The sequence below is a fragment of the Halomonas koreensis genome (assembly GCF_031451675.1).
In the GTDB taxonomy this organism is placed as follows: Bacteria; Pseudomonadota; Gammaproteobacteria; order Pseudomonadales; family Halomonadaceae; genus Halomonas; species Halomonas koreensis.
On record NZ_JARWAK010000005.1, the window covers coordinates 12,155 to 39,088 of the forward strand.

The window sequence follows — 26,934 nt, forward strand, 5'->3', positions numbered from 1 at the left end:
CCAGGGGTTCCGGCGCCGCTCGTCGGGATGATACATCCGCCACTTTGGGAGGCTCGGACGTGACCGACAATCTCCGACTCCACGGGTTCAACAACCTGACCAGCTCCCTGAGCTTCAACATCTACGACATCTGCTACGCGAAGACCGAGGAGCAGCGCAAGGCGTACATCGACTACATCGATGAGCTCTACAACGCCGAGCGCCTGACGCAGATCCTCAAGGACGTCACCAACATCATCGGCGCCCATGTGCTCAACATCTCTCGCCAGGACTACGAGCCCCACGGCGCCAGCGTGACCATCCTGATCGCCGAGCACGAGCTGGAGGACGCCGATCCCGAACAGATGGAGCCCGGTCCCGGCCCGCTGCCGGAGACGGTGGTCGCCCACCTCGACAAGAGCCACGTCACGGTGCACAGCTACCCGGAGTCCCATCCGGACAACGGCATCAGCACCTTCCGCCTGGACATCGACGTGTCCACCTGCGGCCAGATCAGCCCGCTGAAGGCGCTGAACTACCTGATCCACAGCTTCGACTCCGACATCGTCACCATGGACTACCGGGTGCGCGGCTTCACCCGGGACGTAGACGGCAAGAAGCTGTTCATCGACCACGACATCACCTCCATCCAGGACTACCTGGCCGAGGACACCAAGCAGGCCTACCAGATGGTGGACGTGAACGTGTACCAGGAGAACATGTTCCACACCAAGATGCTGCTCAAGGACTTCGAGCTGGACAACTACCTGTTCGGCACCTCGCGCCGGGACATCTCCTTCGAGGAGGCGCGGGACATCGAGAGCCGCCTGCGCAAGGAGATGCTGGAGATCTTCTACTCGCGCAATATGGACTAGCCCGCGCGGAGCGCGGGAGCCATAAGCTGTAAGCCCCCCGAAAGCCCCGAAACCCCCACCGGTGCTGACCGATGGGGGTTTCGCCTTTTCTTACAGCTTAAAGCTTACGGCTTACAGCTTATAGACCGATTTGGTCATCACCCTGGAGGCCAGCGTCATGCCGGCCTTGACCGGCCCGGGGAAGCGGGCGCCGCCGGCGGCCAGGGCCTGTTCGGCGTGCTGAGCCTCGTCGACGGCCATCTGGCGCAGCACCGACCGGGAGCGGTGGTCGCCGGGGGGCAGGCGATCCAGATGGGCGTCGAGGTGGCGCCCCACCTGTTCCTCGGTGGCGGCCACGAAGCCCAGGCTGACGCGATCGCCCACGGCCCCGGCCAGGGCGCCGAGGCCGAAGGAGGCGGCGTAGAACAGCGGGTTGAGCCGGCTGGTGCGACCGCCGAGCTCGGTGATGCGGTCCTCGCACCAGGCCAGGTGGTCGATCTCCTCCTGGGCGGCCTCCTCCATCTGCTCGCGGACCTCGGGCAGCTTGGCGGTCAGCCCCTGGCCCTGGTAGAGCGCCTGGGCGCAGACCTCGCCGGTATGGTTGATGCGCATCAGCCCCTCGGCGTGGCGGCGCTCGTCGTCGCTCAGGGCCTCGTCGCGCACCTCGGGGCCGGCCGGCGAGGGACGGGCGGCCTTGGCCGCCCGGGGCACGAGCGTGCGCAGCACGGCGTCGAACTGGCAGACCAGGTGGTCGGCGCGGGAAAACTGGCGGTTCATGACACCCCCCTGACTCGATGGTGCGCTCATTGTAACCGAGTCGCCCCGGGGCGGGCAGTGCCCGGACGCGACGACGCCGCCCGGCGGGCGGCGTGCGCGAGATGCACCCGATGCGTCGAACGCCGCACGGGACCGCGGCGAGCCGCGGGTTGCCGACTACCCAGCCGGCCAGGTAAAGCGTCGACCGCCCATCAGGTGCATATGAATATGGTAGACGGTCTGGCCGCCCTGGTCATTGCAGTTCATCACCACCCGATAGCCGTCCTCGGCGAAGCCCTCGCGCTCGGCGAGCCGGGCGGCGGTGTACTGCAGGCGCCCCACCAGCGCCAGGTCGCCGTCCTCCTCGATGTCGTTGAGGGTGGCGATGTGCCGCTTGGGCACGATCAGCATATGGGTGGGGGCCTGGGGGTTGATGTCGTTGAAGGCCAGCACCTCGTCGTCTTCGTAGACGATATCGGCGGGAATCTCGCGATCGATGATCTTGCAGAACAGGCAATCCATGGGGGCGTGCTCCTCGTCGTGGCGGAGAATCAGCGGAAGCGCCGCTGGGTGAGCAGGTGGCGCACCAGCGGGCCCAGGATCAGCTCCATGGCCAGCGGCATCCGCGAGCCCGGCACCACCAGGGTGTGGGGGCGGCTCATGAAGGCATCCTGAATCATCGCCAGCAGGTAGGGAAAGTCCACCGTGGCGGGATCGCGGAAGCGGATCACCACGAAGGACTCGGCATCGGCGGGGATGTCCTGCACCTCGAAGGGGTTGGAGGTGTCCACCGTGGGAACCCGCTGGAAGTTGATGTGGGTGCGCGAGAACTGCGGCTGGATGTAGCGCACGTAGTCGTCCATGCGCCCCAGGATGGTGTCGATCACCGCCTCCTGGGAGTAGCCCCGGTAGCGCATGTCGCGATCGATCTTCTGGATCCACTCCAGGTTCATGGTCGGCGCCACCCCGACCAGCAGGTCGACGTGCCGGGCGATATCGTGGTCGGCGGTGACCAGGCCGCCGTGCAGGCCCTCGTAGAACAGCAGGTCGGTGCCGGTGGGCAGCGGCTGCCACTCGGTGAAGGTGCCCACCTGGTAGCCGGCCTCGATCATCGACTTGTCTTCGGCGTGGATGTAGTGGCGATAGGTACCGGTGCCGTGTTCGCCGTACTCCTGGAACAGCGTCTCCAGGCGGTCGAGCAGGTTGGCCTCCACGGCGAAGTGGGACAGCTTGTCCTTGCGCTCGGGCTCCTCGCGGAAGATCCGCGCCAGCTCCTGGCGGGTGTAGCGGTGGAAGGCGTCGCCGTCGACGAAGGCGGCGTGCACGTCCTCCCGGGCGAACATGCGCTCGAAGGTGCGCTTGACGGTGGTGGTGCCGGCCCCGGAGGAGCCGGTCACGGCGATGATCGGATACTCCCGGGACATCAGGCCGTCTCCGCCAGGCGCTCGCGCACCGCCTCGGGAATCGCCACCGGGCGCCCGGAGGCCGGATCCACCAGCATCAGGTTGAGCCGCGCGGTGGCCACCACGGCGGCATCCGCCTCGCGGCGCAGGCGATGGTAGACGGTGATTGCCTTGCGGCCCGGAGCCGGGATGGCGGTGTCCGCCACCAGCGCCTCGGGCCAGCGCGCCTCGGCCTGGTACTGGACGGCCAGGTCGGCGGCCACGCTGGGATAGCCGCCCATGTCGCCCTCGGCGAGCCCCAGGGCGGCCAGGGCCTGGATGCGGGCCTCATGGAGCAGCGACACCAGGGCGTCGTGGCCGAGGTGGCGGCCGTAGTTCATGTCGGTCACGCGCACCGTCAGCGGGTGGCGATGGCGGATATCGGCCTCGGGAAAGTCCAGCCTGACGCGCTCCATGCAGCCTCCTCGTATTGGTTCCGGGCGGACGCCTCAGCCCTCGCCGCCTTCCCGGGCGATGGCGCGGTGGGCGATGTCGCGACGGTAGAGCGCGTCCGGCCAGTGGATCTCGGCCACCCCCCGGTAGGCCAGGTCGCGGGCGGCGGACACGCCCTCGCCCAGGGCGGTGACGCACAGCACCCGGCCCCCGGCGGTGACGGGCTGGCCGTCGTCGCCCGCGGCGGTGCCGGCATGGAAGACCTTGCAGCCGGTGGCCTCGGCCGCCTCGAGCCCGGCGATGGCGTCGCCCTTGCGATAGCCGCCGGGATAGCCGCCGGCGGCCATCACCACGCCCACCGCGGCCCGCGCGTCCCAGTCGCAGGCGCGCCCGGCCAGCTCGCCGCGGGCCCCGGCCAGGCACAGCTCGGCCAGGTCGGAGGTCAGGCGCATCATGATCGGCTGGGTCTCGGGGTCGCCGAAGCGGCAGTTGTACTCGATCACCCGGGGGTTGCCCTCGGCGTCGATCATCAGCCCCGCGTACAGGAAGCCGGTGTAGGGGTGCCCTTCCTCGGCCATGCCGCGCACCGTGGGCCGGATGACCCGTTCCATGACGCGCTCGAAGACCGTGTCGGTGACCACCGGCGCCGGCGAGTAGGCGCCCATGCCGCCGGTGTTCGGCCCGCGGTCGCCGTCGAGGGCGCGCTTGTGGTCCTGGCTGGTGGCCATGGGCAGCACCGTGTCGCCGTCGACCATGACGATGAAGCTGGCCTCCTCGCCCTGCAGGAAGTCCTCGATCACCACCCGGGCGCCGGCATCGCCGAAGGCGTTGGCCTCGAGCATGTCGCGCACCGCGGCCTCGGCCTCGGCCAGTGTCTGGGCGACGATGACGCCCTTGCCGGCGGCCAGGCCGTCGGCCTTGATGACGATCGGCGCCCCGCGCTCGGCCAGGTAGGCGAGCGCCGGCTCCACGGCCACGAAGGTGCGATACTCGGCGGAGGGAATGGCGTGGCGGGCCAGGAAGTCCTTGGTGAAGGCCTTGGAGCCCTCGAGCTGGGCGGCCCCGGCGGTGGGGCCGAAGATCGCAAGGCCGGCCTCGCGGAAGCGGTCGACCACGCCGGCGACCAGCGGCGCCTCGGGGCCGACGATGGTCAGGTCGACGCCTCGCTCGCCGGCGAAGGCGACCAGGCCGTCCAGGTCCTCGGCGCCCACGGCCACGTTCTCGAGACCGGGCTCCCGGGCGGTGCCGGCGTTGCCCGGGGCCACGAAGACGGTCTCGACCCGGGGGGACTGGGCGACCTTCCAGGCCAGGGCGTGTTCGCGGCCACCGCCGCCGATGATCAGAACCTTCATCCGCTGCTCTACCTCGCTACCGGGGAAAAACGTCGCGGCATTATGTCAGAAAGCGTCCCGCTGCGCCGCCCCGCGGCGCCTAGGAATCGTCGTCGTCCTGGCGGCCCTTGCCGCCGAGGTTCTGCTGCCAGAAGCGCATGTTCTCCTCGGCCAGCTCGCGCATCAGCTCCATGGGAGTGTGGCGCATGGCCTGCTGCCACTGGTCCTGCATGTGCTTCTGCTGTTCCATCATCAGCCGGGTCCCCTGCTCCAGGTAACGAGCCAGGGGCAGCGGCTGGGCCATGTTGTAGACGCGGATGAACTGGGCCAGCAGGTCGTTGGAGAACACCTGGGCGTCGCCGTCGGCCTGCTCCTGCTCGATGATGATGGTCAGCAGGATGGTGCGGGTCAGGTCCTCGCCGCTCTTGGCGTCCTCGACCCGGAAGGGCACCTCGTCCAGGATCAGCTTGCGCAGGTCCTCGAGGGTCACGTAGCGGCTCTGCTCGGTATCGTAGAGCCGGCGATTGGCATACTTGCGAATCACGCGCACGGCGCTGCTCCTCGTTGTTCGTCGCGGGCGGGCGGCTGCCTCCCGATGCGATCATTGTGCACCGCCCCACCCGCCATGCAAGGGAAAGGCGGTTTTCCGGCACCGCGGGCCGATCCACATCGCCCGGACGGTGGGGTAGACTCCGCGGTCCGCGACACGTCCCAAGGCACCGCTTTGCCACCGAGGCCCCATGAACCTGATCCTGCTCTCCCCCGACGACCTCGAGAACGCCCGCCTGGCCCGGGTCCGCGATCCGCGCCGCCTGGCCCACCTGGCGGAGGTCCACCGCGCCCGCGTCGGCGACACCCTGACCCTGGGCCTCGAGGGCGGCCTGCTGGGCCGGGGCGAGCTGCTGAGCCTGAGCGACGAGGAGGCGGTCTTCGACGTCTCCGGGCTGGACCAGGCCCCGCCGCCGGCCCTGCCGGTGCACCTGGTGCTGGCCCTGCCCCGGCCGCGCATGCTGGCGCGCACCCTCGAGCACGTGACCGCGCTGGGCGTGAAATCGCTGACCCTGCTCAACACCCGCCGCGTGGAGAAGAGCTACTGGCAATCGCCGGAGCTGTCCGAGGACAAGATCCGCCGCCATTTGCTCCTGGGGCTGGAGCAGGCCCGGGACACCCGGCTGCCGACGGTGACCCTGGCCAAGGGCTTCCGTCCCTTCGTCGAGGACCGCCTGCCGGCGCTGCTGGAAGGCCGGCAGGGGCTGCTGGCCCACCCCGGCATGCCCGACGCCTGCCCCAGGGGGGTCGAGGCTCCCACCCTGCTGGTGGTGGGCCCGGAGGGCGGCTTCATCCCCTGGGAGGTGGAGCGGCTCCTGGAGGCCGGCTGCCGGGGCATTCACCTGGGCCCGCGCATCCTGCGGGTGGAGACCGCCGTGACCGCCCTGCTCGCCCGCCTGTTCTGATCGCGCCCCCCGCGGCAACGCCGCCTCAGGGCGCCGTGCGGCGCAGCCGCTCCAGCAGGGCCAGGGTGGCGAAGCCGTCCGGGGTCACGCCGAGCTCGCGCTGGAAGGCCCGCAGCCCCCGGCGGGTATCGGGGCCCAGCAGGCCGTCCACGGCGCCCACCGGATAGCCGCGCCGCGCCAGCCGCTGCTGCAGCTCGCGCACCTGGTCGTGACGCAGCGCCGGCTCCTCCCGGGGCCAGTCGCCGCGAATCGCCGGCCGCCCGGCCAGGGCGTCGGACAGCGCGGAGACCGCCAGGGCATAGCTGGTGGCGTTGTTGTAGCGGCGGATGACCCGGAAGTTGGGCCCCACCAGGAAGGCCGGCCCTCGGGCCCCGGCCGGGGCGATCACCGCCGCCTCGTCGAACGCCGCCAGGGGGCGGCCCTCGACGCCGCGCACGCCCCGGGCCGCCCATTCGGCCGCGGAGCGCCGGACGGCGGGCTCCGCCTGGCCATGGTCGAAGCCGGCCGGCAGCACCACCTCCTGCCCCCAGGGCTCGCCCCGGCGCCAGCCGGCCTCGGCGAGGTAGCGGCCGATGGAGGCCAGCGCGTCCGGGACGCTGCCCCAGATGTCGCGGTGCCCGTCGCCGTCGCCATCGGCGGCGTGGGCCAGGTAGCTGGACGGCAGGAACTGGGGATGGCCCATGGCGCCGGCCCAGGAGCCGACCAGCCGATCGGGCGCCACCTCCCCGGCCTCGAGGATGCGCAGGGCATCGAGCAGCTCGTCCCGGGCGAAGGCGCGGCGACGCCCCTCGTAGGCCAGGGTCGCCAGCGCCGACAGGGTCTCGACGTCGCCCTGGTAGCCGCCGTAGCTGCTCTCGATGCCCCACACGGCCACCAGCACCTCGGCCGGCACCCCGTAGCGTTCGGCCGCCGCCCGCGCCGCCGCGCGGTGCGTGGTCAGCCGCTGGCGCCCCAGGCGGATGCGGGTCGGCGACACGGCGGCGTCCAGGTAGGTCCAGATCGGACGCACGAACTCCGGCTGATGGCGATCCCGCTCGATGACCTCGGGGCGCAGGCGCAGCCCGTCCAGGACCCGGGCCAGGGTGGCCTCGCCGATGCCGGCCTCCCGGGCCCGGCGGTGGAAGTCGGCGCGCCAGGCCGCGAAGGAAGCGGCGGCCGGGGCCGGCGTGGCGGCCTCGGCCGGGGCGACGAGCAAGGGAGCGCCCTGGCCGCCGGCGAGGGCGGCCCAGAGGCAGGCGGCGAGGAACGGACGAGACGGCATGGCGACGATGGCTTCCCTGGGACGACGAGAGCCCGATGATCGCCGAGATCGCGCCGTCAGGCCAGTCGCATCAGCCGCAGGAGCAGCAGAAGGTGGGCGGCCACCACGACCAGGGTCAGCAGGGTGCGCAGGCGGCGATAGTGGCCGGGCAGCCCAGACGCCCCGGGGCCCGCCTCGTAGGCGCGCAGGGCGAGGAAGCCCGCCGCCAGGCAGCCGGCCCCCAGCCGGGCGTCGATCAGCAGCGCCGGCCAGGCCACCAGGCTCGGCAGCACGGCCACCGCCAACCGTCGATGGCGGACGGCGGCCGCCACGCCGCCGCCCAGCGCCAGGCCCCAGTGCACTCCGCCCAGGAAGGACAGGATCACCGCCCCATAGGCCAGGAAGGCCTGGATGGCCAGCACCTGCCAGAAGGGCGGCGCCAGCCAGGCGGCGGCCAGGGCTCCCAGGAAGGGCAGCAGGCCGGCGAGCCCCAGGCCCCGGGTCAGGCGTTCGAAGCGGGCATCGTGCATGGCGTCGCCTCCATCGCTTCAGGGCGAGGCCCCGACATCGGCGTCCGGCTCGGCCGCCGCCAGGGGGGCCGGGAAGGCCTCGGGGGCGGCGCGCCACGGCCGATGACGGTCATGTCCCGGCGGCAGCGCGGCCAGGGCGGGCTGCCAGCGCGCCACGTACTCGCCACGGGGGTCGTAGTGTTCGGCCTGGCGCAGCACCGCGAAGCGCCGCGGGCGCTCATGCCGCCCCTGGCCGGCCAGGTAGGCCCAGTTGCCCCAGTTGCTGGCCGCGTCGTGATCGATCAGGCAGCGCTCGAACCAGCCGGCGCCCAGCCGCCAGTCGCCGCCCAGGTCGTGCAGCCAGTAGCTGGCCACGTTCTGGCGGGCGCGGTTGGACAGCCAGCCGGTGGCCGCCAGCTCGCGCATGCCGGCATCGACCAGGGGCACCCCGGTCTCGCCGCGGGTCCAGGCCGCGAAGGCCTCCCCCGGATCGGGCCAAGGGCGGGCGCCGAACAGCCGTGGTCCGTCCTGCCAGGCCGCCCAGTGGAAGTAGTCGCGCCACAGCAGCTCGAAGCGCAGCCAGCGGCTCGAGTCGCTCTCGCCGTGCTCCGCCTCCCAGGCCCGCAGGGCATCGTTGACCCGCCGCGCGGACAGGCAGCCCATCGCCAGCCAGGGCGACAGCCGGCTGGAGAAGTCGGCGCCGGCCAGACCGTTGCGGGTCCGGGCATAGTGGGCCACGGCGCCGCCGTGCCACAGATAGTCGGCCAGGCGCGCCGCGCCCGCCTCCTCGCCGCCGGTGAAACCGAAGTCGCCCCTCGGCGAGGCCTGCCAGCCCGCCGCCCGGGGACAGATCCGCCCCAGGGCGGGCAGCCCCCGGGGGGCGCCCGAGGGCCAGGGCGGCAGGGTCAGGGGCGCCGGGGCGGCCGGCGGCGGCGACGCCTCGGCCAGCCGGCGGCGAAAGGCGGAGAAGCTCGCCGGCAATGCCTCCACGGCCGTCGGCAGGTGCTCCCGGCCCAGCAGCATGCCCCCCTCGCGCTCCTCCACGGGACACACCGCCTCGAGCCGGCGCCGCAGGCGACTCACCGCGGCGCGTTCCTCCCAGCCCGGATCCCGGCGCACGCGCACCCGGTCGGCCCCCAGCATCTCGGCCAGGCGCGCCACCTCCTCGGCCGGGTCGCCCAGGCGCACCAGCAGGTCGCTGCCGCGCTTGAGCAGCTCGCCGCGCAGGGCGATCAGGCTCTGCCAGAGGAAGCCCAGGCGCGCCGGACCGATGCGCGCCTCGTCGAGCCAACGCCGGTCCAGCACATAGAGGCACAGCAGCTGCTGGCCCAGGCCCTCCCCCAGCAGGGGGTTGTCGGCCAGGCGCAGATCCTGGCGCAGCCAGATGACGTCGATGCTCATGGCGTTCTCCTGTCGCGCCGTGCGCGGCGGCAGCGTTCGCTGCAGTGGCGCACCTCGTCCCAGCAGCGCGCCCACTTGCGGCGCCAGCGGAAGGGGCGCCCGCAGGTCCGGCAGGGCTTGCTGGGCAGGTCGGCCTTGCGGCGCATGGCGGCCTCATCATGTACATTTAAAATAATCTGTATAGCATATGTACATGATAATGCGTCGAGCCGACAACGCAAGCGGCCACCCGAGGGTGGCCGCCGGCGTCGAGGCGGGGCAGGGTCAGCGGGCGTCCCGGTCGCCGTCGTCTTCGAGGCCGCTGTGCAGCCGGTGGGTCAGGGGATCGTAGTGGGGGCGCAGCTCGTCCTTGACGGTGCCGTCCCACAGGCGGGTGCCGACGAAATAGCCGGCGCGCCCGATGGCGTGCGCCGCCACCGGGGCGGTCAGCATCACGAAGATCACGACCCCCAGGGCTCGGGCCACCACGGCGCCCTCGCCGAAGTGCAGGGCCACGGCCAGCATGATCAGCGCGATGCCCAGGGTGGCCGCCTTGGTGGTGGCGTGCATGCGGGTCAGCAGGTCGGGCAGGCGCAGCACGCCCAGCGCGGCCACCAGCATGAAGGCCGTGCCGCCCAGCAGCAGGGCGCCCTTCAAGAGCTCAATCATCGCCCCGCCCTCCCCGTTCGACGAAGCGCGCGAAGCCGACGGTGGCCATGAACCCCATCAGCGCCATGACGATGGCCACATCCAGCAGCTCGGCGACGTCGGCGGCGATGGTCAGCAGGCCGATGATGCCCACCGTCAGGGTGGCGAACAGCTCGAGGGCCACCACCCGGTCGGGCAGGCTGGGGCCCCGCCAGAGCCGCGCCAGGGCCAGGCCGAGCCCCGCCGTCAGGGCCAGCAGACACGACGCCAGGATGGCGGACATGGCAACCTCCTCCGCGGCTAGTCGAACAGCGCCAGCGCCCGGCGCTCGAGCTCGGCCAGGCTGCGCCGCAGGGCCGGCTCGTCGTCGAGGAACATGGCATGAATATAGAGCACGCGGCGGTCGTCGGAGACATCCAGGCTCAGCGTGCCCGGCGTCAGCGAGATCAGGTTGGCGACCAGGGCGATCTCGAACTCCCGCCGCGCGGTGAGCGGCATGGCGATCACCCCGGGGCGCATGTACCAGGGCGGCGTGACGATGTCGTAGGCGACCTTGAAGTTGGCCATCACCAGCTGGCGCAGGAAGAAGGCCATGAAGCCCAGCAGCCGGGGGACCCGCTGGGCGTGGCCGGCCAGCACCGGGACCTGCGGCTGCAGGACCGCCAGCGCCAGGTAGGCCAGCACCAGCCCGGCGAGCAGGTTGGGGCCGCTGAAGTCGCCGCTCAGCACCACCCAGGCGAGCCCCAGCAGCAGGTTCCAGACCGCGGCGATCATGGCGCGCCTCCCGGGCCCAGCACCGCCTCGATGTAGCGCTCGGGCGCCAGCAGCTGGGCCGCCGAGGCCTCGGCCAGGGCGTAGAGGGGCCCGGCCTGCAGGCCGATGGCCAGGGTGCAGAGCGCCAGCCCCGCCACCGGCGCCGCCATCAGCCACAGGGTGGCGCGCCCCGGCGCCGCGGGGGGCGAGGCGCCCTCCGGCGGCGCCTTCCAGAACGCCTCGGCCCAGATCTTGACCATCGAATACAGGGTCAGCAGCCCGACCAGCAGGGCGACGGCGGTGACCCCGTAGGCCTCGGCCTCGAGGCCGGCCCGCAGGATCAGCAGCTTGGCGAAGAAGCCCGAGAGCGGCGGCATGCCCGCCAGGGACAGCGCGGAGACCAGGAACAGCAGCGCCAGCCAGGGGGTACGGCGATACAGCCCGCCGAGGCATTCCAGCCGATGGCTGCCGCCCAGGCGATGGATCAGGCCGGCGATCAGGAAGAGGTTCGCCTTCACGATGATGTGGTGGACGATGTAGAAGAGCCCGCCCAGCACCGCCAGCGGCGTGAACAGCGCCAGCCCCAGCAGCATGTAGCCGATCTGGCTGACGATATGGAACGACAGGATGCGGCGCACCTCGAACTGCGCCACGGCCCCCAGCACCCCGGTCAGCATGGTCAGGCCCGCCGCCCACAGCAGGATCTCGTGGGTATACCCCGGGTGGTGCGGGAACAGCAGGGTGAAGACGCGGAACAGGGCATAGACCCCGACCTTGGTCAGCAGCCCGGCGAACAGCGCCGATACCGCCACCGGCGGGGTGTGGTAGGAGGCCGGCAGCCAGAAGAACAGCGGGAAGGCCGCGGCCTTGATGCCGAAGGCGACCATGAACATCAGCGCCAGCACGTCCACCAGGCCGGGATCCACGGCGGCCAGGCGCCGCGCGACATGGGCCATGTTGAGGCTGCCCACCAGCCCGTAGAGCAGCCCCACCGCGACCAGGAAGATCACCGAGGACAGCAGGTTGAGGGCCACGTACTTGATCGCGCCCTCCAGCTGGGGCCGCTCGTTGCCCAGCGTCAGCAGGGCGAAGGAGGCCACCAGCATCACCTCGAACCAGACGTAGAGGTTGAAGATGTCGCCGGTGAGGAAGGCGCCGACGACCCCCGCCAGCAACAGGTGTATCAGCGGGAAATAGCCCAGCGCCTGGCGCTCGCTGCCCACGGTGGCCAGCGAGTAGAGGGCCACGGCCAGGCCGATGAGCCCGGCGATCACCACCATCAGGGCGCCGAGCAGGTCCGCCACCAGGCTGATGCCGACCGGCGCCGGCCAGTCGCCCACCTGGGCGACCCGGATGCCGTGTTGCCACACCGAGGCCAGCAGCCAGCCGCCGCAGCCCAGCAGCGCCGCCGTGCCGGCCACCGCGATGCTCCGCTGCAGGGCCGGCCGGCGCCAGGCCAGCAGCGACAGCGCGCCGGCGAGCAGCGGCACCAGCAGCGGCAGGGCGACCGGCGGCATCACCGATCGGTGTCCTGCAGCCGGTCCAGGTCGTCGGTGCGCCCCATCTCCCAGGCCCGCCGCACCAGCACCACCGCGAAGGACAGCACGCCGAAGGCGATGACGATGGCGGTCAGCACCAGCGCCTGGGGCAGCGGGTCGGCCACCGGCCCGGCGGGCGCCGACAGCCCCTCGGGCACCAGCGGGGGCGCGCCCCGGCGCAGCCCCGCGGCGACGAAGACCAGCAGGTTGGCGGCGTTGGACAGCAGGATCAGGCCGATCACCAGCTTGACGATGGAGCGGCGCAGCAGCATGTAGACGGCGGCGGCGAAGAGGATGCCGATGGTCACGGCCAGCAAGGCGTCCATGAAACCTCCTGTCAGCGGGAATCCGGGCCCGGGTCGCGCTCCGCCAGGGCGGTGATGGCGGTCAGCAGGGTCCCGAGCACCACCAGGTAGACTCCCAGGTCGAAGAGCAGCGGGGTGGACAGCGGCAGGCCGATCCACGGCAGGGCCCCCCACTGGGCGGTGAAGAAGGGCTCGCCCCGCCCCCAGGCCGGTAGCGCCGAGAGGACGCCGAGCACCAGGCCCAGGCCGATCAGGTCGCGGGGCGCGACGCGCAGCATGCGGGACAGGGCGCGGCGCCCGTGGGCGAACAGATACAGCGCGAAGCCGCCCGCCGCCACCAGGCCGGCGATGAAGCCGCCCCCCGGCGCGTCGTGGCCGCGCAGCAGCAGGAACACCGAGAACAGCAGCTGCAGCGGCAGCAGCCACTGGGCGGCCACCCCCAGGATCAGGGTCCCCGACCTAACCATCGCCCTCGCCCTCCGTTCGCCGGCGCAGCATGGCGTGGACCCCGGTCGCGGCCAGCGCCAGCACGCAGATCTCGCCCAGGGTATCCAGGGCCCGGAAGTCCACCAGGATGACATTGACCAGGTTGCGGCCATGCCCCAGCGGCTGGCCGTTGGCGACCATGTACCCGGACACGCTGTCCGGCCCCCCGGCGCCCAGCACCGCCAGCGTCAGCGCCGCGATCAGGCCGCCGACCAGGCCCGCCACGCCCAGGTCGTGGAGGCGCTGGCGCGACGTCGACAGCCGGGTGAAGGACGGCAGGCGGAACAGCACCAGGACCAGCAGCACCACGGTGAGGGTCTCCACCAGCAGCTGGGTGATCGCCAGGTCGGGCGCCGAGAAGGCCACGAAGATCAGGGCGATGGCGAAGCCCATGCTGCCCAGCAGGGCCACCGCGGCGAGCCGCGAGGGCGCCAGGCAGGCGGCCACCGCCGCCGCGGCCATCAACCCGGCGATCGCCGCCTCGTGGGCCCGCCAGTCCGAGAACGGCCAGTCCGGGAGGCCGTGACGCACCAGCAGCGCCTGGCCCACCAGCCCCGCCCAGGTCACCAGCGTGACCGCCAGATAGGTGCGCAGGCGGCCGTTCTGCAGCCGCCGGGTCTGCCAGGACGCCAGTGCCAGGGTCCGCCAGCCCAGCGCCGAGTGCCAGACCTCGGGCCCCCGGGCCAGCAGCGGGGCCAGGCCGGCGACCAGTCGCTCGCGCACCGCGTCCCAGCGGGCGAAGACCGCCCCGCCCAGCGCCAGCCCGGCCAGCGACAGCCATAGCGGGCCGCCCGCGCCGTGCCAGAGCGCCAGGTGCACCGGCTCGCCGGGCACGCCCAGCCCGGCCAGGGTGGCGTTGACGACGCCGTCCAGGCCGGCCGGCCACAGGCCGAACAGCAGCGACAGCGCGGCCAGCGCCGCCGGCCCGACCAGCAGGCCGACCGGCGTGCCCCGCCGCGAGCAGGGTGTGGCCCGCGGGGCGCCGAGGAAGGGGCGGCAGGCGACGACCGCCGCCACCGCCAGGGTCAGGCCGGCCGCCAGCCCCGTGGCCGCCAGCGCCAGCCAGCCGAGGGGGCCGGTCGCCAGCAGGGCCGCGAACAGCGCCTCCTTGCCGACGAAGCCCAGCAGCGGCGGCATCCCGGCCAGGGACAGCGCGGCCGGCACCGCGATCAGGGCGGTGGCAGGCAGGCGGCGGCGCAGCCCGCCCAGGACGGTGAGGTCCAGGGTGCCGGTCATGACGTCGAGGATGCCGGCGATCAGGAAGAGCGCGCCCTTGTAGAGGGCGTGGGCGATCAGGAACACCAGGCAGGCCGCCAGGGCCGCGCGGGTGCCGATGCCCAGCAGCAGCGTCATGGTGCCCAGGGCCATGACGGTGGAATAGGCCAGCATCAGCTTGAGGTTGGTCTGGCGCAGCGCCATCACCGCCCCGACCACCAGGGTCGCGACGCCCACCGCGCCCAGGGTCAGCGACCAGCCCGAGGTGCCGCCCAGCGCCGGGTGCAACCGCGCCAGCAGGTAGAGCCCGGCCTTGACCATGGTCGCCGAGTGCAGGTAGGCGGAGACCGGGGTGGGCGCCACCATGGCGTTGGGCAGCCAGAAATGGAAGGGGAACTGCGCCGACTTGGTGAAGGCGCCGATCAGCACCCCGGCCAGCGCCGCCGGGTAGAGGGCATCGGCGCGCAGGGCCTCGCCGCGACCGACCAGCGTCGCCAGCGACCAGCTGCCGCCCGCCTGGGCCATCAGCACCAGGCCGACCAGCAGCGCCAGTCCGCCGCCCGCGGTGACCAGCAGGCCCTGCAGGGCGGCCCGGCGTGCCAGGGGGTCGGCGTGACGAAAGCCGATCAGCAGGTAGGACGCGAGGCTGGTGAGCTCCCAGAAGACGAACAGGGCGATCAGGTTGTCCGCCAGCACCAGCCCCAGCATGGCGGTCATGAAGGCGATCAGCACCGCCAGGAAGCGCGGCAGGTCGGCATGGCCGCGCAGGTAGGCGCCGGCATAGATCAGCACCAGGCTGCCGATGGCGGCGATCAGCATCGCGAACAGCCAGGCCAGGCCATCCAGCCGCAGGGTGAGATCCAGCCCCAGGGCCGGCACCCAGGCCCATTCCCGCACCAGGGGCTCGCCCGCGGCGATGCCGGGCCATTGCAGCAGCAGCCAGGCGACGATGGCGGCGGGCCAGAGCGCCAGCAGCGTCGCCGCCCGCGCCCCCGCGAGGCGATGCAGCCAGGGGGCCAATCCGGCGACCGCGATCCCTCCCCATACCAGCGCTTGCATGGCAGCACCTCCGTTTCCGCCGCCCGGGCGGCGCCCGCGGCCATATCGGTGGCTACCGATTCACTCTAGCACCGCTGGCCGTGGAGGGGCGTCGCCAGCGCGTGACCGAAGGACGCAAGGAGGGCGCGAGACGCGGCACATTGCGGTAGAGTGTTGAGCCGATTGCCATTGATGGGCCCATCTTCGCCCAGGGACGCAAGGCGAGCTCCCGCCCCACGCGGGCCGTTCCTGTGGCAGCATGGCGCCCCCAGCCAACGCAACCGTGCAGGATGATCGACCGATGACCTTGCTGTGGATAGCCCTGCTACCCCTTCTCGGCGTGCTGGTGCCGGCCTTCGGCGCCGGGCTGCGACGCCGCGAGTGCTCCCTGGCCACCGCCGCCCTGCCCCTGCTGGCGCTGCTGCTGACCCTGGCCGAGGTCCCGGCCCTGGTCGACGGCGAGACGCTGCGCTTCGCCGTCGACTGGCTGCCGGCCCTGGGCCTGGAGCTGGCCTTCCGCCTGGACGGCCTGACGCTGCTGTTCAACCTGCTGATTCTCGGCATCGGGCTGCTGATCCTGCTCTATGCCCACTTCTACCTGGCCCCCGAGGAGCCCTACGGCCGCTTCTATGCCTACCTGGTGCTGTTCATGGCCTCCATGGTCGGCATCGTCATGGCCGACAACCTGCTGCTGCTGTGGCTCTTCTGGGAGCTCACCAGCCTGTCGTCCTTCCTGCTGATCGGCTTCTGGTCGCAACGCAGCGACGCCCGCAAGGGCGCGCGCATGGCCCTGGCGGTCACCGGCGCCGGCGGGCTCGCCCTGCTCGCCGGCTTCCTGCTGATCGGCGATATCGTGGGCAGCTACGACCTGGATCGCGTGCTGGCGAGCGGCGAGGCGATCCTCGCCGATCCGCGCTACCCGCTGACCCTGGCCCTGGTGCTGATCGGCGCCTTCGCCAAGTCGGCGCAGTTCCCCTTCCAGTTCTGGCTGCCCCACGCCATGGCCGCGCCGACGCCGGTGTCCGCTTACCTGCACTCGGCGACCATGGTCAAGGCCGGCATCTTCCTGATGGCGCGGCTGCACCCGGCGCTGGCCGGCAGCGAGCTGTGGCACCTGACGGTCTCGCTGGTGGGCATGACCACCCTGCTCTACGGCGCCTGGTTCGCGCTGATGAAGACCGATCTCAAGGGCATCCTGGCCTTCTCCACGGTCAGCCACCTGGGCCTGGTCACGGTGCTGCTGGGGATAGGCAGCCCCATGGCGGTGCTCGCCGCCCTCTTCCACATCCTCAACCACGCCACCTTCAAGGCGGCACTGTTCATGAGCGCCGGCATCATCGATCACGAGACCGGCAGCCGCGACCTGAGCCGCCTCGGCGGGCTGCGCCGCGCCATGCCGATCACCGCCCTGCTGACCTCGATCGCCGGGGCGGCCATGGCCGGGGTGCCGCTGTTCAACGGCTTCCTGTCCAAGGAGATGCTGTTCGCCGAGACCCTGACCACGCCGGTGCTGGGCGGGCTGAGCTGGCTGATGCCGCTGCTGGCGACCGCCGGCGGGGTGCTCTCGGTGGCCTACTCGCTGCGCCTGGTGCACGGCGTCTTCTTCCGCACGCCTCGCCAGGCGCCGCCCAGGACGCCCCATGAGCCGCCCCGCCTGATGCGCCTGCCGGTGGAGATCTTCGCCGTGCTGTGCGTGCTGGTGGGGCTGTTTCCCTCGGCGATGGCCGGCGGCCTGCTCGACCTGGCCAGCCGCGCCGTGCTGCAGGCGCCCCTGGACTTCCACCTGGCGGTCTGGCACGGCGTCAACCTGCCGCTGGCGATGAGCGCCGTGGCCCTGATCGTCGGCATCGGCCTCTATCCGCTGCACCGGCATCTGCGCCGCTTCCTGCGCGGTTTCGCCCCGGTGGATGCCCGCCTGGTGTTCGAGGCCGCCACCCAGCGCCTGGGGCGACAGGCCGAACGCGCGCTGCAGCGCCTCGAAAACGGCTCGCTGCAGCGCTACATGGGCCTGCTGCTGCTGGCCTCGCTGGGGCTGGTGGCCCTGGGCCTCGGCGGCATGCCGAGCCTGGCCGGCGCGCGGGCGGAGCAACCGGTGGACGGGGTGCTGCTGACCGGCGCGGCGCTGCTGATCTTCAGCGGCCTGGCCACCGTGGTGACCCACCGCTATCGCCTGATCTCGCTGCTGATGCTGTCGATGGTGGGGCTGCTGGTGTCGCTGACCTTCGCCCGCTTCTCGGCCCCCGACCTGGCCCTGACCCAGCTGTCCGTGGAGGTGGTGACCATCATCCTGCTGATGCTGGCGCTGTTCTTCCTGCCCCAGCGCACGCCCCGGGAGTCGTCGGTGCCGCGCAGCCTGCGCGACGCCGTGCTGGCCGGCGCCCTCGGCATGCTGATCGCCAGCCTCAACTACGCGGTGCTGACCCGCGACGTCGCCGGCATCTCCGGCTTCTTCGTCGACAACAGCGTGCCCGGCGGCGGCGGCCACAACGTGGTCAACGTCATCCTGGTCGACTTCCGTGGCTTCGATACCCTGGGCGAGATCACAGTGCTGGCCATCGCCGGCCTGGCGATCTTCAAGCTGCTCAACCGCCTGCGGCTGTTCATGCCGCACAGCGACGCCGAGGGCCGGCTGTGGTCCCCGGATCGCTATCCGATGATCCTCACCACCATCTCCCAGGCCCTGCTGCCGCTGGCGCTGCTGGTCTCGGTGTTCATCTTCCTGCGCGGCCACAACCTGCCCGGCGGCGGCTTCATCGCCGGGCTGATCACCGCGGTGGCGCTGATCCTGCTGTACATGGCTCGCGGCGTGGAGTGGGCCCAGTCGCGACTCGACTTCCAGTACCAGCCGGTGGCCATCGCCGGCGTCGGCGTGGCCGCGGCCACCGGGGTCGGCAGCTGGCTGTTCGGCCGGCCCTTCCTGACCTCGGCCTTCGGCCACTTCCATATCCCGCTGATCGGCGACATCGAGCTGGCCACCGCCATGCTCTTCGACCTCGGCGTCTACCTGGCGGTGGTCGGCGCGACCCTGATGATCCTGGCCAACCTGGGCAAGGTCACCACGCCGCACCGGCCGGTCAAGGAGGCCCCCGCCACACCCTTCGTCAAGGAGAAACGCTGATGGAAAGCCTCTACGCCATCACCACCGGCGTGCTCAGCGCCTGCGGGCTCTACCTGACGCTGCGGGGACGCACCTTCCCCGTGGTGGTGGGGCTGACCCTGCTGTCCTACGCGGTCAACCTCTTCCTGTTCTCCATGGGGGGGCTGACCACCGACGGCGCGGCGATCGTCGACGGCAAGGACGGCTACGCCGATCCCCTGCCCCAGGCCCTGGTACTGACCGCCATCGTCATCGGCTTCGCCATGACCGCCTTCGCCGTGATCCTGTCGATGCGCGCCCGCGGGGACATGGGCAATGACCACGTCGACGGTCGCAGCGAGGAACGAGAGGAGGGACGCCGGTGATCCAGCATCTGATCGTCCTGCCCGTGGTGCTGCCGCTGCTGACGGGCCTGGTGCTGCTGAGCTCGCGACTGGGCGGCCAGCGCTTCACGCGCCTCGCCGGCGTCGGGGCGACCCTGGCGCTGGTGGTGGTCGCCGCCCTGCTGGTGGCCCGCGCCGCCGGGGGCGAGATCGCCTACTACGCCCTGGGCGACTGGCAGCCGCCGTTCGGCATCGTGCTGGTGCTGGACCGCCTCTCGGCGCTGCTGGTGCTGCTCACCGCCGTGCTGGCGCTGGGCTGTGTGGTCTTCGCCTGCGGCGGCGACGACGAGAAGGGCAGCAACTTCCACGGCCTCTTCCAGCTCCAGCTGATGGGCATCAACGGCGCCTTCCTGACCGGCGACCTATTCAACCTCTTCGTGTTCTTCGAGGTGCTGCTGCTGGCCTCCTACGCCCTGCTGCTGCACGGCGGCGGCAAGTCGCGCATCCAGGCCACGGTCCACTACGCGGTGCTCAACCTGGCCGGCTCGGCGCTGTTCCTGATCGCCGTAGGCACCCTCTACGGCGCCACCGGCACCCTCAACATGGCCGACATGGCCACGCGCCTGGCCGAGCTGCCCGACGAGCGCGCCGGCCTGGTCACCGCCGGGGCCCTGCTGCTGCTGGTGGTGTTCGGCCTCAAGGCCGCCATCCTGCCGCTGCACTTCTGGCTGCCGCGAGCCTATGCCGCGGCGCCGGCGCCGGTGGCGGCGCTGTTCGCGATCATGACCAAGGTGGGCATCTACGCCATCCTGCGGGTCTACTCCCTGGTGTTCGGCGACCAGGCCGGCGACCTGGCCGCCCTGGAGCGCCCCTGGGTGTGGTGGCTGTCGCTGGGCACCCTGGCCGTGGCGACCCTGGGGGTGCTGGCCGCCCGCGACCTGCGCCTGCTGGTCGCCTACCTGGTGCTGGTCTCGGTGGGCACCCTGCTGGCCGGGGTGGGCATGGGCACGGTGGAGGCCACCGCCGCGCTGCTCTACTACCTGGTCCACACCACCCTGGTGACCGGCGGGCTCTTCCTGCTGGCCGAGATGATCGGCCTGCAGCGCGGCAAGGCGGGCACCCGCATCGTCAAGGGCAAGCCGCTGACCCAGGGCGGCGCCCTGGCGCTGTGCTTCCTGGGCGGCGCCGTGGCGGTCGCCGGCATGCCGCCGCTGTCCGGGGCCATCGGCAAGGCCCTGCTGCTGGAGGCGGCGACCCCGGCCCAGCAGCCCTGGCTGTGGCCGCTGCTGCTGGCCAGCGGCCTGGCGGCGATCGTCGCCCTGTCCCGGGCCGGCTCGACGCTGTTCTGGCGCAGCCAGGAGGGCGCCCCCGGCGGCGACGCCCTGCCCCGCGAGCAGTGGGCCGGCCTGGGGCTGCTGCTGGCCGCCGCGCCGCTGCTGGTGGCGCTGGCCGGCCCGGTCAGCGACTATACCCGGGCCACCGCCGAGCAGCTCGCCGATCCCGATGCCCTGGTGACTTCCCTGCTGTCCGATGCCGGAGACGCCCCATGATCAAGCCTCGCTCCTGGCTCCCCATCCCGCTGCTGTCGCTGCTGCTGCTGGTGGTCTGGCTGCTGCTGGTGCGCAGCCTGGCCATCGGCCACCTGCTGCTGGGCGGCCTGCTGGCGGTGGCCATCCCGCTGTTCACCTACCGCTTCTGGGACGTGCAGCCCGACGTCAAGCGGCCCTGGCTGCTGCTGCGCTTCGTCGCCCGGGTGCTCGGCGACATCATCGTCGCCAACTTCCAGGTGGCCTGGCTGATCGTCAATCCCTGGCAGCGCACGCGTCCCCACTTCGTGGAATACCCGCTGATGCTGGAGGAGCGCTTCACCATCACCCTGCTGGCCAACACCATCAGCCTGACGCCGGGCACGGTATCGGCCAACCTGCGCATGGACGGCCGGACGCTGCTGATCCATGCCCTGGACGTGAAGGACGAGGACGCGCTGATCGCCCAGATCCGCGATCGCTACGAGCGCCCGCTCAAGGAGATCTACGAATGCTAGACATCGCGCTCAAGATCAGCCTGACCCTGGTGATGATCGCCCTGGTGCTCAACGCCTACCGGCTGACGGTGGGGCCCGGCCTGCCCGACCGCATCCTGGCACTGGACACCATGTACGTGAACTCGATCGCGCTGATCGTGCTGCTGGGGCTGTGGCTCGGCACCAAGACCTACTTCGAGGCGGCGCTGCTGATCGCCATGCTCGGCTTCATCAGCACCGTGGCCGTCTGCAAGTACCTGCTGCGCGGCGACATCATCGAATGACCCGGAGGCGACCATGACCCTCTTCGTGTTTCTCGAGGCCCTGATCTCGCTGTTTCTGATCGCCGGCGGGGCCTTCATCTTCATCGGCTCGCTGGGCATGACCCACCTGCGCGACTTCTACATGCGCCTGCACGGGCCCACCAAGGCCACCACCATGGGCATCGGCTGCACCCTGATCGCCTCGATGCTCTACTTCGGGGTGCTCGACAACGAGCCGGTGGTCCAGGAGATGCTGATCACCCTCTTCCTGTTCATCACCGCCCCGGTGAGCGCGCACCTGCTGGCCAAGACCGGCCTGCACCTGCGGCTGCGCCACGTGGACAAGACCCGGGGCCGGCCGGTGGAGCTCCACCCCGAGGAAGTCGGCGAGACGCCGATTCCCCATCCGGCCCAGGGGCACGAGCCGGTCACCCACGAGCGCACGCCGCTGAGGGAACCCGCCGCCGACCGGCGCGACTGATCCGCGCCGGGCCGGCGAGCCCGCGGGTCAGCCGGCGGTCGCCGGCGGCAGCCAGCCCGCCAGCTCGTTGTCGGCGATGGCGGCCAGGGCGGCGATGTGGTCGTCCCGGGCGTTGAGGCAGGGCACATAGGTGAAGGTCTCGCCGCCGGCGGCCAGGAAGGCGTCGCGGATCTCCTGCTGGATCTCCTCGAGGGTCTCCACGCAGTCGGCGGCGAAGGCCGGCGAGATCACCGCGATGTGCTTGCGTCCCTCCCGGGCCAGCTCGGCCACACGCTCCACGGTGGCCGGCCCCACCCACTCCTCGGGGCCGAACTTCGACTGGAAGGTGGTCTCGATGGCCGCGTCCTCCCAGCCCAGCCGTTCCTGGAGCAGCCGGGTAGTCTTGCGGCAGTGGCAGTAGTAGGGATCGCCCTCGTCGAGATAGCGCCGGGGCACGCCATGGTAGGAGGCCACCAGCACCTCGGGGGGCGTGTCGGCGGTCTCGTAGGCCTCGTGCACCGAGGCCGCCAGGGCGGCCACGTAGTCGGGATGCGCGAAATAGGCCGGCACGGTGCGGATCGCCGGCTGCCACTTGAGGCGCATCAGGGTGCGGAAAGCCTGGTCGCAGGCGGTGGCGGTGGTCGGCGAGCCGTACTGGGGGTAGAGCGGAAACACCAGGATCCGCTCGCAGCCCCGGGCCTGCAGGCGACGCAGCACGCTGTCGGTGGAGGGGTTGCCGTAGCGCATGCAGAACGCCACCTCGATCCGGTCGCCGTGGGTCGCCTCGAGTCGGGCGGCCAGCTTCTCGGTCTGCTCGCGGGTGATGGTCAGCAGCGGACTCTCGTCCAGGGCCTGGTTCCAGATCCCGCGATAGGCCTTGCCCGAGACGAAGGGCCGCCGGGTCAGGATCACCAGCTGCAGCAGCGGCTGCCACAGCCACCGCGAGTAGTCGACGACCCGCCGATCGGACAGGAACTCGCTCAGGTAGCGGCGCATCGACCAGTAGTCGGTGGCGTCGGGCGTTCCCAGGTTGACCAGCAGCACGCCGACCCGGCCCCGGGGGACGGGCGGATGGTCGGCGGGCGCGTGGCCCAGGCGGCCCTCGCCGGGCTGCACCATTTCGAGGTCGGTGGCATGTTGTGAGGCGGCCATGGTGGACGTTCCCTGTGCGTGGCGTTGATATCTCCCCTAGCCTAACACCCCTGCCGGGATGTCGGAATCGAGTTATACTGCAAAAGTCATTTGTATAACTTCTGGTGAATCATGTCGCTCCCCCTGCTGCTGGTGGCCGGCGATCAGCTCGACCCCGAGCTGCCGAGCCTGCGCGACGCCCCCGACGAGGCGGTGATCGCGCTGTGCGAGGTGGCCGAGGAAGGCCGCTACGTGCCCCACCACCCCCAGAAGATCGCGCTGATGTTCTCGGCCATGCGCCACTTCGCCGCGCGCCTGCGCGACGCCGGCCGGCGGGTCCACTACAGCGCCCTCGACGATCCCGACAACGCCCAGACGCTGATCGGCGAGGCCGAGCGCCTGGCGGCCCTCTATGGCTGCGACGAGATTCGCGCCACCCGGCCCGGGGAGTGGCGGCTGTGGCAGGCGATGGCGGCGCGGCGCGAGGCGTCCCTGCCCTGGCGGCTGTACGAGGACGAGCGCTTCTTCACCACCCCGGAGGACTTCGCCGCCTGGGCCCGCGACCGTCGGGCGCCGCGCCTCGAGCACTTCTATCGTGCCCAGCGCCGGCGCACCGGCCTGCTGATGGATGGCGACGCCCCGGCCGGCGGCCACTGGAACCTCGACGCCGACAATCGCGAGCCCCTGCCCGAGCGCCTCAGGGTGCCGCGCCCGCCCCGCCACCGCCGGGACGCGGTCACCCGCGAGGTGCTGTCGCTGGTGGCCGAGCGCTTCGACACCCATTTCGGCACCCTGGACGCCTTCCACTGGCCGGTGACCCGGCGCCAGGCCCTGGTCGACCTGCGCCACTTCCTCGAGTCCCTGCTGCCAGCGTTCGGCCGCTACCAGGACGCCATCAGCGACGCCGAGCCCTTCCTGTTTCATTCGCGGCTCGCGGCGGCGCTGAACCTGGGCCTGCTCTCCCCCCGGGAGGTCTGCGCGGCGGTCGAGCGCGAATACCGGGCGGGGCGCGCGCCCCTTAACGCGGCGGAGGGCTTCATCCGTCAGGTACTCGGCTGGCGGGAGTACGTGCGCGGCCTCTACTGGACGCGCATGCCCGACTACAAGCGTGGCAATCCGCGCGGCGCGAGCCGCGGCCTGCCGGCCTTCTACTGGACGGGCGACACCGAGCTGCGCTGCCTGCGGCGCGCCATCGAGATGACCCGCGAGCACGCCTATGCCCACCACATCCAGCGCCTGATGGTCACCGGCAACTTCGCCCTGCTCTGCGAGGTGGCGCCCGCGGCGCTGTGCGACTGGTACCTGGCGGTCTACGCCGACGCCTGCGAGTGGGTGGAGCTGCCCAACACCCTGGGCATGGTGCTGCATGCCGACGGCGGCCTGATGGGCTCCAAGCCGTACTGCGCCTCGGGCAAGTACATCGACCGCATGTCGGACCACTGCCGGCACTGCCGCTACGACCCCAGGCGGGTCACCGGCGAGGACGCCTGCCCCTTCAACAGCCTCTACTGGCGCTTCCTCGAGACCCATCGCGAGGCGCTGTCCGGCAACCACCGCATGAAGCTGATCTACGGCGCGCTGGACCGGATGTCGAACGACAAGCGTGCGGCGATGCGCGACCAGGCGGAGGCCTTCCTGGCCAGCCTGGACACCGAGGCGGCCTACGGTCGGGGGCCCCATGCCGAGGGCTACGCGCGCGACGGGAGGGAGGCGCCATGAGCCGCTTCTCGGCCCTGCGGGCCCGGCCGCCGGTGACGCTGTTCCACGACGGCCGCTGCCCCTTCTGCCGGCGCGAGGTGGCCTGGCTGGCCCGGCATCCCCGACGGGATCGCCTGCAGCTGGTGGACATCCGGGCGGCGGACTTCGAGGCGGCGGCCTGGGGGCGGCGCTTCGAGGACATGATGGGGCGGCTGCACCTGCGCGACGCGCGGGGGCGCTGGTACCTGGGCATGGACGCCAGCAGGGCGCTCTACGCGGTGCTGGGGCACCGCCGGCTGGTGTGGTGGAGCTGCCTGCCGGGGGTGGCCGGCGTGCTGGAGGCGGGTTACGGGCGGTTCGCCCGGCATCGGGAGCGCCTGGGGCGCTGGGTGTCGAGACGCCGACGCCACTAGCGGCGTCGGCCGGTCAGAAGACCAGCGGCATGCGCGAGGTCAGGGGATCGCGATAGTGGGCCTCGCGGCCGATCATCTCGTCATGGGGCACCTGCTGGACCAGGTAGGCCCGGTGGATGCCGGCGCGCTTGAGCTCCAGGTAGACGTCGTCGAGGGCGCGGAACAGCACCGGCTTGCCGGCACGGGTCAGCATGTGGCGGCCGCCCTCCACGTCCTCGAGCTCGACCTGGTAGCAGTGGCTGCCGGCATGGCCGATGACGCGGATCTCGAAGTTGTCGTGCTGGGCCACGAAGGCCTTGAGGTCGTTGAAGTCCATGGCTCCCTCCATCGGTGGGCATCGGGGCGGATCGGACTCAGCCTGAGGCCGCGCGATGACACTCGCATGACCGATCCGTGTCGCCGGTATGACCGATGGAGGGCGCCGGGGTTCCGCCTTACTGGTAGTCGGCGGGGTCGATGGCCTTGCCCAGGGAGTTGCGGTCGACCCACTTGCCGGCCTTGGTCTCCTTGTAGCGGAACACCACCTTGTCGCCCACCTGCACCGGCAGCTCGGCGTCCTCGGTCTGGTAGCTGTAGGCCTCGCCGTCGACCACGATGTGGTAGCGGTAGAGGTCCGGCATGCCCAGCCACTCCTTGAAGGGGCCCTCCCGCTCCACGGACTCCAGCTCGCCGCGGGCCTCGAGTTTGGGGGTGCGACGCCGGTTGCCGCGTCGGAATCCGCCTGCCATGGTCTGCCTCCAGTGTGCTGTTCGGGGGGTGGGATTATACGGGGCCGGGCGCCCCGCTCAAGGGCCGTCACTCGCCGAAGGCCTCGCCGTAGCTGTCCGGCGCCAGGTCCTCGAAGCGGGTGTACTTGCCGATGAAGGCCATGTGCACCGTGCCGATGGGGCCGTTACGCTGCTTGCCGATGATGAACTCGGCCAGCCCCTGGTTGTCGGGGTTATCCGGATTGTAGACCTCGTCGCGATAGACGAAGCCGATCAGGTCGGCGTCCTGCTCGATGGCCCCGGACTCGCGCAGGTCCGACATCACCGGCCGCTTGTTGGGCCGCTGCTCCAGGGAGCGGTTAAGCTGCGACAGCGCCACCACCGGGCAGCCGAACTCCTTGGCCAGGCCCTTCAGCGAGCGGGAGATCTCCGAGATCTCGCCGGTGCGGTTCTCCGAGAAGCCGGGGATCTGCATCAGCTGCAGGTAGTCGATCATGATCAGCGCCAGGTTGCCGTGCTCGCGCACCACCCGCCGGATCCGCGAGCGCATCTCGTTGGGCGACAGCGCCGCGGTGTCGTCGATGAACAGCTGCTTGTCCTTGAGCAGGTTCACCGCCGAGGTCAGCCGCGGCCAGTCCTCGTCCTCGAGCTGGCCGGTGCGCACCCGGGTCTGATCGATACGCCCCAGGGACGACAGCATGCGCAGCATCAGCTGCTCGGCCGGCATCTCCATGGAGAACACCATCACCGGCTTGTCGCTGGCGATCACCGCGTGCTCGACGAGGTTCATGGCGAAGGTGGTCTTGCCCATGGAGGGACGCCCGGCGACGATCACCAGGTCCGAGGGCTGCAGGCCGGAGGTCATGTCGTCCAGGTCGCGGAAGCCGGTGGACAGCCCGGTCATCTCGCCCTGCATGTTGAACATCTCGTCGATGCGGTCCACCGCCTTGGCCAGCAGGTCGCTCATGCCGATGGGGCCGCCGGACTTGGGCCGCTCCTCGCTGATCTGGAAGACCAGCCGCTCGGCCTCGTTGACCAGCTCGTCGGCCGGCCGGCCCTGGGGGGCGAAGGCGCTCTCGGCGACCTGGCTGGCGGCGCGGATCAGCTTGCGCAGGGTGGCCCGCTCGCGAACGATGTCGGCGTAGGCGCGGATGTTGCTCGCCGAGGGGGTGTTGCGCGCCAGCTCCGCCAGGGTCGCCAGCCCGCCCACGGTGTCCAGCTGGTCGCGCCCCTCCAGCGCCTCGGAGAGGGTCACCACGTCCAGCGGCCGGGCCTCCTCGGCCAGCCCGGCCATGACGTTGAAGATCAGGCGATGCTCGTAGCGGTAGAAGTCGTCGGCCACCAGGCGGTCGGCCACGCTGTCCCAGGCCTGGTTGTCGAGCATCAGGCCGCCGAGCACCGACTGCTCGGCCTCCAGCGAGTGGGGGGGGACCTTGAGCGCCGCGGTTTCCTGGTCGAGCTCGAGGGATTCGTTCATTGGGGCGGGACCTCCGCTAGT

Annotated in this window: 31 protein-coding genes; 10 read left to right on the forward strand and 21 right to left on the reverse strand. The window is 71.5% G+C overall.

Annotated features, from left to right (window positions below; translation table 11 throughout):
* Window positions 1-59 precede the first annotated feature (59 nt).
* A complete protein-coding gene (speD, locus tag QC818_RS07265) occupies window positions 60-854 on the forward strand; it encodes an adenosylmethionine decarboxylase (RefSeq protein ID WP_309652184.1) in 795 nt (264 codons plus the stop codon).
* 111 nt (window positions 855-965) lie between these two features.
* Here speD and coq7 read toward each other — a convergent pair whose 3' ends face one another.
* The 6 genes from coq7 to phaR form a co-directional block, all read right to left on the reverse strand.
* A complete protein-coding gene (coq7, locus tag QC818_RS07270) occupies window positions 966-1,610 on the reverse strand; it encodes a 2-polyprenyl-3-methyl-6-methoxy-1,4-benzoquinone monooxygenase (protein ID WP_309652185.1) in 645 nt (214 codons plus the stop codon).
* Window positions 1,611-1,766: 156 nt separating this feature from the next.
* Window positions 1,767-2,111 carry a histidine triad nucleotide-binding protein gene (locus QC818_RS07275; protein ID WP_309652186.1) on the reverse strand — a complete coding sequence of 115 codons (345 nt, stop codon included), beginning with the start codon at window positions 2,109-2,111 and terminating at the stop codon, window positions 1,767-1,769.
* Between the two features lie 29 nt (window positions 2,112-2,140).
* A complete protein-coding gene (locus QC818_RS07280) occupies window positions 2,141-3,013 on the reverse strand; it encodes a phosphoribulokinase (protein ID WP_309652187.1) in 873 nt (290 codons plus the stop codon).
* Window positions 3,013-3,447 carry an acyl-CoA thioesterase gene (locus tag QC818_RS07285; protein WP_309652188.1) on the reverse strand — a complete coding sequence of 145 codons (435 nt, stop codon included), beginning with the start codon at window positions 3,445-3,447 and terminating at the stop codon, window positions 3,013-3,015. The genes QC818_RS07280 and QC818_RS07285 overlap by 1 nt, the downstream gene beginning before the upstream one ends.
* A 33-nt stretch (window positions 3,448-3,480) precedes the next feature.
* Window positions 3,481-4,776, reverse strand: coding sequence for a phosphoribosylamine--glycine ligase (purD, locus tag QC818_RS07290; protein WP_309652189.1), 1,296 nt, complete (start codon window positions 4,774-4,776; stop codon window positions 3,481-3,483).
* Window positions 4,777-4,855: 79 nt separating this feature from the next.
* A complete protein-coding gene (gene phaR / locus QC818_RS07295) occupies window positions 4,856-5,305 on the reverse strand; it encodes a polyhydroxyalkanoate synthesis repressor PhaR (RefSeq protein ID WP_309652190.1) in 450 nt (149 codons plus the stop codon).
* A 190-nt stretch (window positions 5,306-5,495) separates the two neighbouring features.
* Between phaR and QC818_RS07300 the strand changes: the two genes are divergently transcribed.
* Entirely contained in the window at window positions 5,496-6,209 is a 714-nt protein-coding gene (locus tag QC818_RS07300; protein ID WP_309652191.1) for a 16S rRNA (uracil(1498)-N(3))-methyltransferase, read from the forward strand.
* A 25-nt stretch (window positions 6,210-6,234) separates the two neighbouring features.
* Here QC818_RS07300 and QC818_RS07305 read toward each other — a convergent pair whose 3' ends face one another.
* The 11 genes from QC818_RS07305 to mbhE all read right to left on the reverse strand — a co-directional run bounded on the left by QC818_RS07305 (window position 6,235) and on the right by mbhE (window position 15,342).
* On the reverse strand, window positions 6,235-7,470 hold the full coding sequence (locus tag QC818_RS07305; protein WP_309652192.1) for a lytic murein transglycosylase: 1,236 nt from the start codon (window positions 7,468-7,470) through the stop codon (window positions 6,235-6,237).
* A 56-nt stretch (window positions 7,471-7,526) separates the two neighbouring features.
* Entirely contained in the window at window positions 7,527-7,979 is a 453-nt protein-coding gene (locus QC818_RS07310) for a DUF3429 domain-containing protein (RefSeq protein ID WP_309652193.1), read from the reverse strand.
* A gap of 18 nt (window positions 7,980-7,997) precedes the next feature.
* Window positions 7,998-9,359 carry a DASH family cryptochrome gene (locus QC818_RS07315; RefSeq protein WP_309652194.1) on the reverse strand — a complete coding sequence of 454 codons (1,362 nt, stop codon included), beginning with the start codon at window positions 9,357-9,359 and terminating at the stop codon, window positions 7,998-8,000.
* Entirely contained in the window at window positions 9,356-9,505 is a 150-nt protein-coding gene (locus tag QC818_RS07320) for a DUF2256 domain-containing protein (protein ID WP_309652195.1), read from the reverse strand. Before QC818_RS07320 ends, QC818_RS07315 begins: the two co-directional genes overlap by 4 nt.
* Before the next feature lie 118 nt (window positions 9,506-9,623).
* Window positions 9,624-10,007: a monovalent cation/H(+) antiporter subunit G gene (gene mnhG / locus QC818_RS07325; protein ID WP_309652196.1), complete on the reverse strand. Its 384-nt coding sequence runs from the start codon at window positions 10,005-10,007 to the stop codon at window positions 9,624-9,626.
* Window positions 10,000-10,269 (reverse strand): monovalent cation/H+ antiporter complex subunit F, encoded by a 270-nt coding sequence (locus QC818_RS07330; protein ID WP_309652197.1) that lies wholly within the window; start codon window positions 10,267-10,269, stop codon window positions 10,000-10,002. Before QC818_RS07330 ends, mnhG begins: the two co-directional genes overlap by 8 nt.
* A 17-nt stretch (window positions 10,270-10,286) precedes the next feature.
* The gene (locus tag QC818_RS07335) at window positions 10,287-10,760 is read right to left on the reverse strand and encodes a Na+/H+ antiporter subunit E (protein ID WP_309652198.1); all 474 of its coding nucleotides are present in this window, start codon (window positions 10,758-10,760) and stop codon (window positions 10,287-10,289) included.
* Window positions 10,757-12,259, reverse strand: a complete 1,503-nt coding sequence (locus QC818_RS07340; RefSeq protein ID WP_309652199.1) for a Na+/H+ antiporter subunit D — start codon at window positions 12,257-12,259, stop codon at window positions 10,757-10,759. The genes QC818_RS07335 and QC818_RS07340 overlap by 4 nt, the downstream gene beginning before the upstream one ends.
* Window positions 12,256-12,603 (reverse strand): Na+/H+ antiporter subunit C, encoded by a 348-nt coding sequence (locus tag QC818_RS07345; protein ID WP_309652200.1) that lies wholly within the window; start codon window positions 12,601-12,603, stop codon window positions 12,256-12,258. The genes QC818_RS07340 and QC818_RS07345 overlap by 4 nt, the downstream gene beginning before the upstream one ends.
* A gap of 11 nt (window positions 12,604-12,614) precedes the next feature.
* Entirely contained in the window at window positions 12,615-13,049 is a 435-nt protein-coding gene (locus QC818_RS07350) for a Na+/H+ antiporter subunit B (protein ID WP_309652201.1), read from the reverse strand.
* A complete protein-coding gene (mbhE, locus tag QC818_RS07355) occupies window positions 13,042-15,342 on the reverse strand; it encodes a hydrogen gas-evolving membrane-bound hydrogenase subunit E (protein WP_309652202.1) in 2,301 nt (766 codons plus the stop codon). The genes QC818_RS07350 and mbhE overlap by 8 nt, the downstream gene beginning before the upstream one ends.
* 280 nt (window positions 15,343-15,622) lie before the next feature.
* Here mbhE and QC818_RS07360 point away from each other — a divergent pair, with 280 nt between their 5' ends.
* From QC818_RS07360 to QC818_RS07385, 6 genes are read left to right on the forward strand one after another with little or no spacing between them, the layout of a single operon-like run.
* A complete protein-coding gene (locus QC818_RS07360; protein ID WP_309652203.1) occupies window positions 15,623-18,439 on the forward strand; it encodes a monovalent cation/H+ antiporter subunit A in 2,817 nt (938 codons plus the stop codon).
* The gene (locus tag QC818_RS07365) at window positions 18,439-18,783 is read left to right on the forward strand and encodes a Na+/H+ antiporter subunit C (RefSeq protein WP_309652204.1); all 345 of its coding nucleotides are present in this window, start codon (window positions 18,439-18,441) and stop codon (window positions 18,781-18,783) included. Before QC818_RS07360 ends, QC818_RS07365 begins: the two co-directional genes overlap by 1 nt.
* Window positions 18,780-20,291, forward strand: coding sequence for a monovalent cation/H+ antiporter subunit D (locus QC818_RS07370; RefSeq protein ID WP_309652205.1), 1,512 nt, complete (start codon window positions 18,780-18,782; stop codon window positions 20,289-20,291). Before QC818_RS07365 ends, QC818_RS07370 begins: the two co-directional genes overlap by 4 nt.
* Window positions 20,288-20,785 carry a Na+/H+ antiporter subunit E gene (locus QC818_RS07375; protein ID WP_309652206.1) on the forward strand — a complete coding sequence of 166 codons (498 nt, stop codon included), beginning with the start codon at window positions 20,288-20,290 and terminating at the stop codon, window positions 20,783-20,785. The genes QC818_RS07370 and QC818_RS07375 overlap by 4 nt, the downstream gene beginning before the upstream one ends.
* Window positions 20,779-21,048 carry a K+/H+ antiporter subunit F gene (locus tag QC818_RS07380; RefSeq protein WP_309652207.1) on the forward strand — a complete coding sequence of 90 codons (270 nt, stop codon included), beginning with the start codon at window positions 20,779-20,781 and terminating at the stop codon, window positions 21,046-21,048. Before QC818_RS07375 ends, QC818_RS07380 begins: the two co-directional genes overlap by 7 nt.
* A 13-nt stretch (window positions 21,049-21,061) precedes the next feature.
* Window positions 21,062-21,508, forward strand: coding sequence for a Na+/H+ antiporter subunit G (locus QC818_RS07385; RefSeq protein ID WP_309652208.1), 447 nt, complete (start codon window positions 21,062-21,064; stop codon window positions 21,506-21,508).
* Between the two features lie 27 nt (window positions 21,509-21,535).
* Here QC818_RS07385 and hemH read toward each other — a convergent pair whose 3' ends face one another.
* On the reverse strand, window positions 21,536-22,639 hold the full coding sequence (gene hemH, locus QC818_RS07390; RefSeq protein WP_309652209.1) for a ferrochelatase: 1,104 nt from the start codon (window positions 22,637-22,639) through the stop codon (window positions 21,536-21,538).
* Window positions 22,640-22,750: 111 nt separating this feature from the next.
* Here hemH and QC818_RS07395 point away from each other — a divergent pair, with 111 nt between their 5' ends.
* Window positions 22,751-24,337 (forward strand): cryptochrome/photolyase family protein, encoded by a 1,587-nt coding sequence (locus tag QC818_RS07395; RefSeq protein WP_309652210.1) that lies wholly within the window; start codon window positions 22,751-22,753, stop codon window positions 24,335-24,337.
* Window positions 24,334-24,729, forward strand: a complete 396-nt coding sequence (locus QC818_RS07400) for a thiol-disulfide oxidoreductase DCC family protein (RefSeq protein ID WP_309652211.1) — start codon at window positions 24,334-24,336, stop codon at window positions 24,727-24,729. The genes QC818_RS07395 and QC818_RS07400 overlap by 4 nt, the downstream gene beginning before the upstream one ends.
* Before the next feature lie 13 nt (window positions 24,730-24,742).
* On the opposite strand, the gene QC818_RS07405 is transcribed toward QC818_RS07400, so the two are convergent.
* From QC818_RS07405 to dnaB, 3 genes are all read right to left on the reverse strand, one after another.
* Window positions 24,743-25,045: a DUF6482 family protein gene (locus QC818_RS07405; RefSeq protein WP_309652212.1), complete on the reverse strand. Its 303-nt coding sequence runs from the start codon at window positions 25,043-25,045 to the stop codon at window positions 24,743-24,745.
* Between the two features lie 118 nt (window positions 25,046-25,163).
* Window positions 25,164-25,457 (reverse strand): hypothetical protein, encoded by a 294-nt coding sequence (locus QC818_RS07410; RefSeq protein ID WP_309652213.1) that lies wholly within the window; start codon window positions 25,455-25,457, stop codon window positions 25,164-25,166.
* A 67-nt stretch (window positions 25,458-25,524) separates the two neighbouring features.
* Complete coding sequence (dnaB, locus tag QC818_RS07415) at window positions 25,525-26,913, reverse strand: replicative DNA helicase (RefSeq protein ID WP_309652214.1); 1,389 nt, start codon at window positions 26,911-26,913, stop codon at window positions 25,525-25,527.
* Window positions 26,914-26,934: the final 21 nt, after the last annotated feature.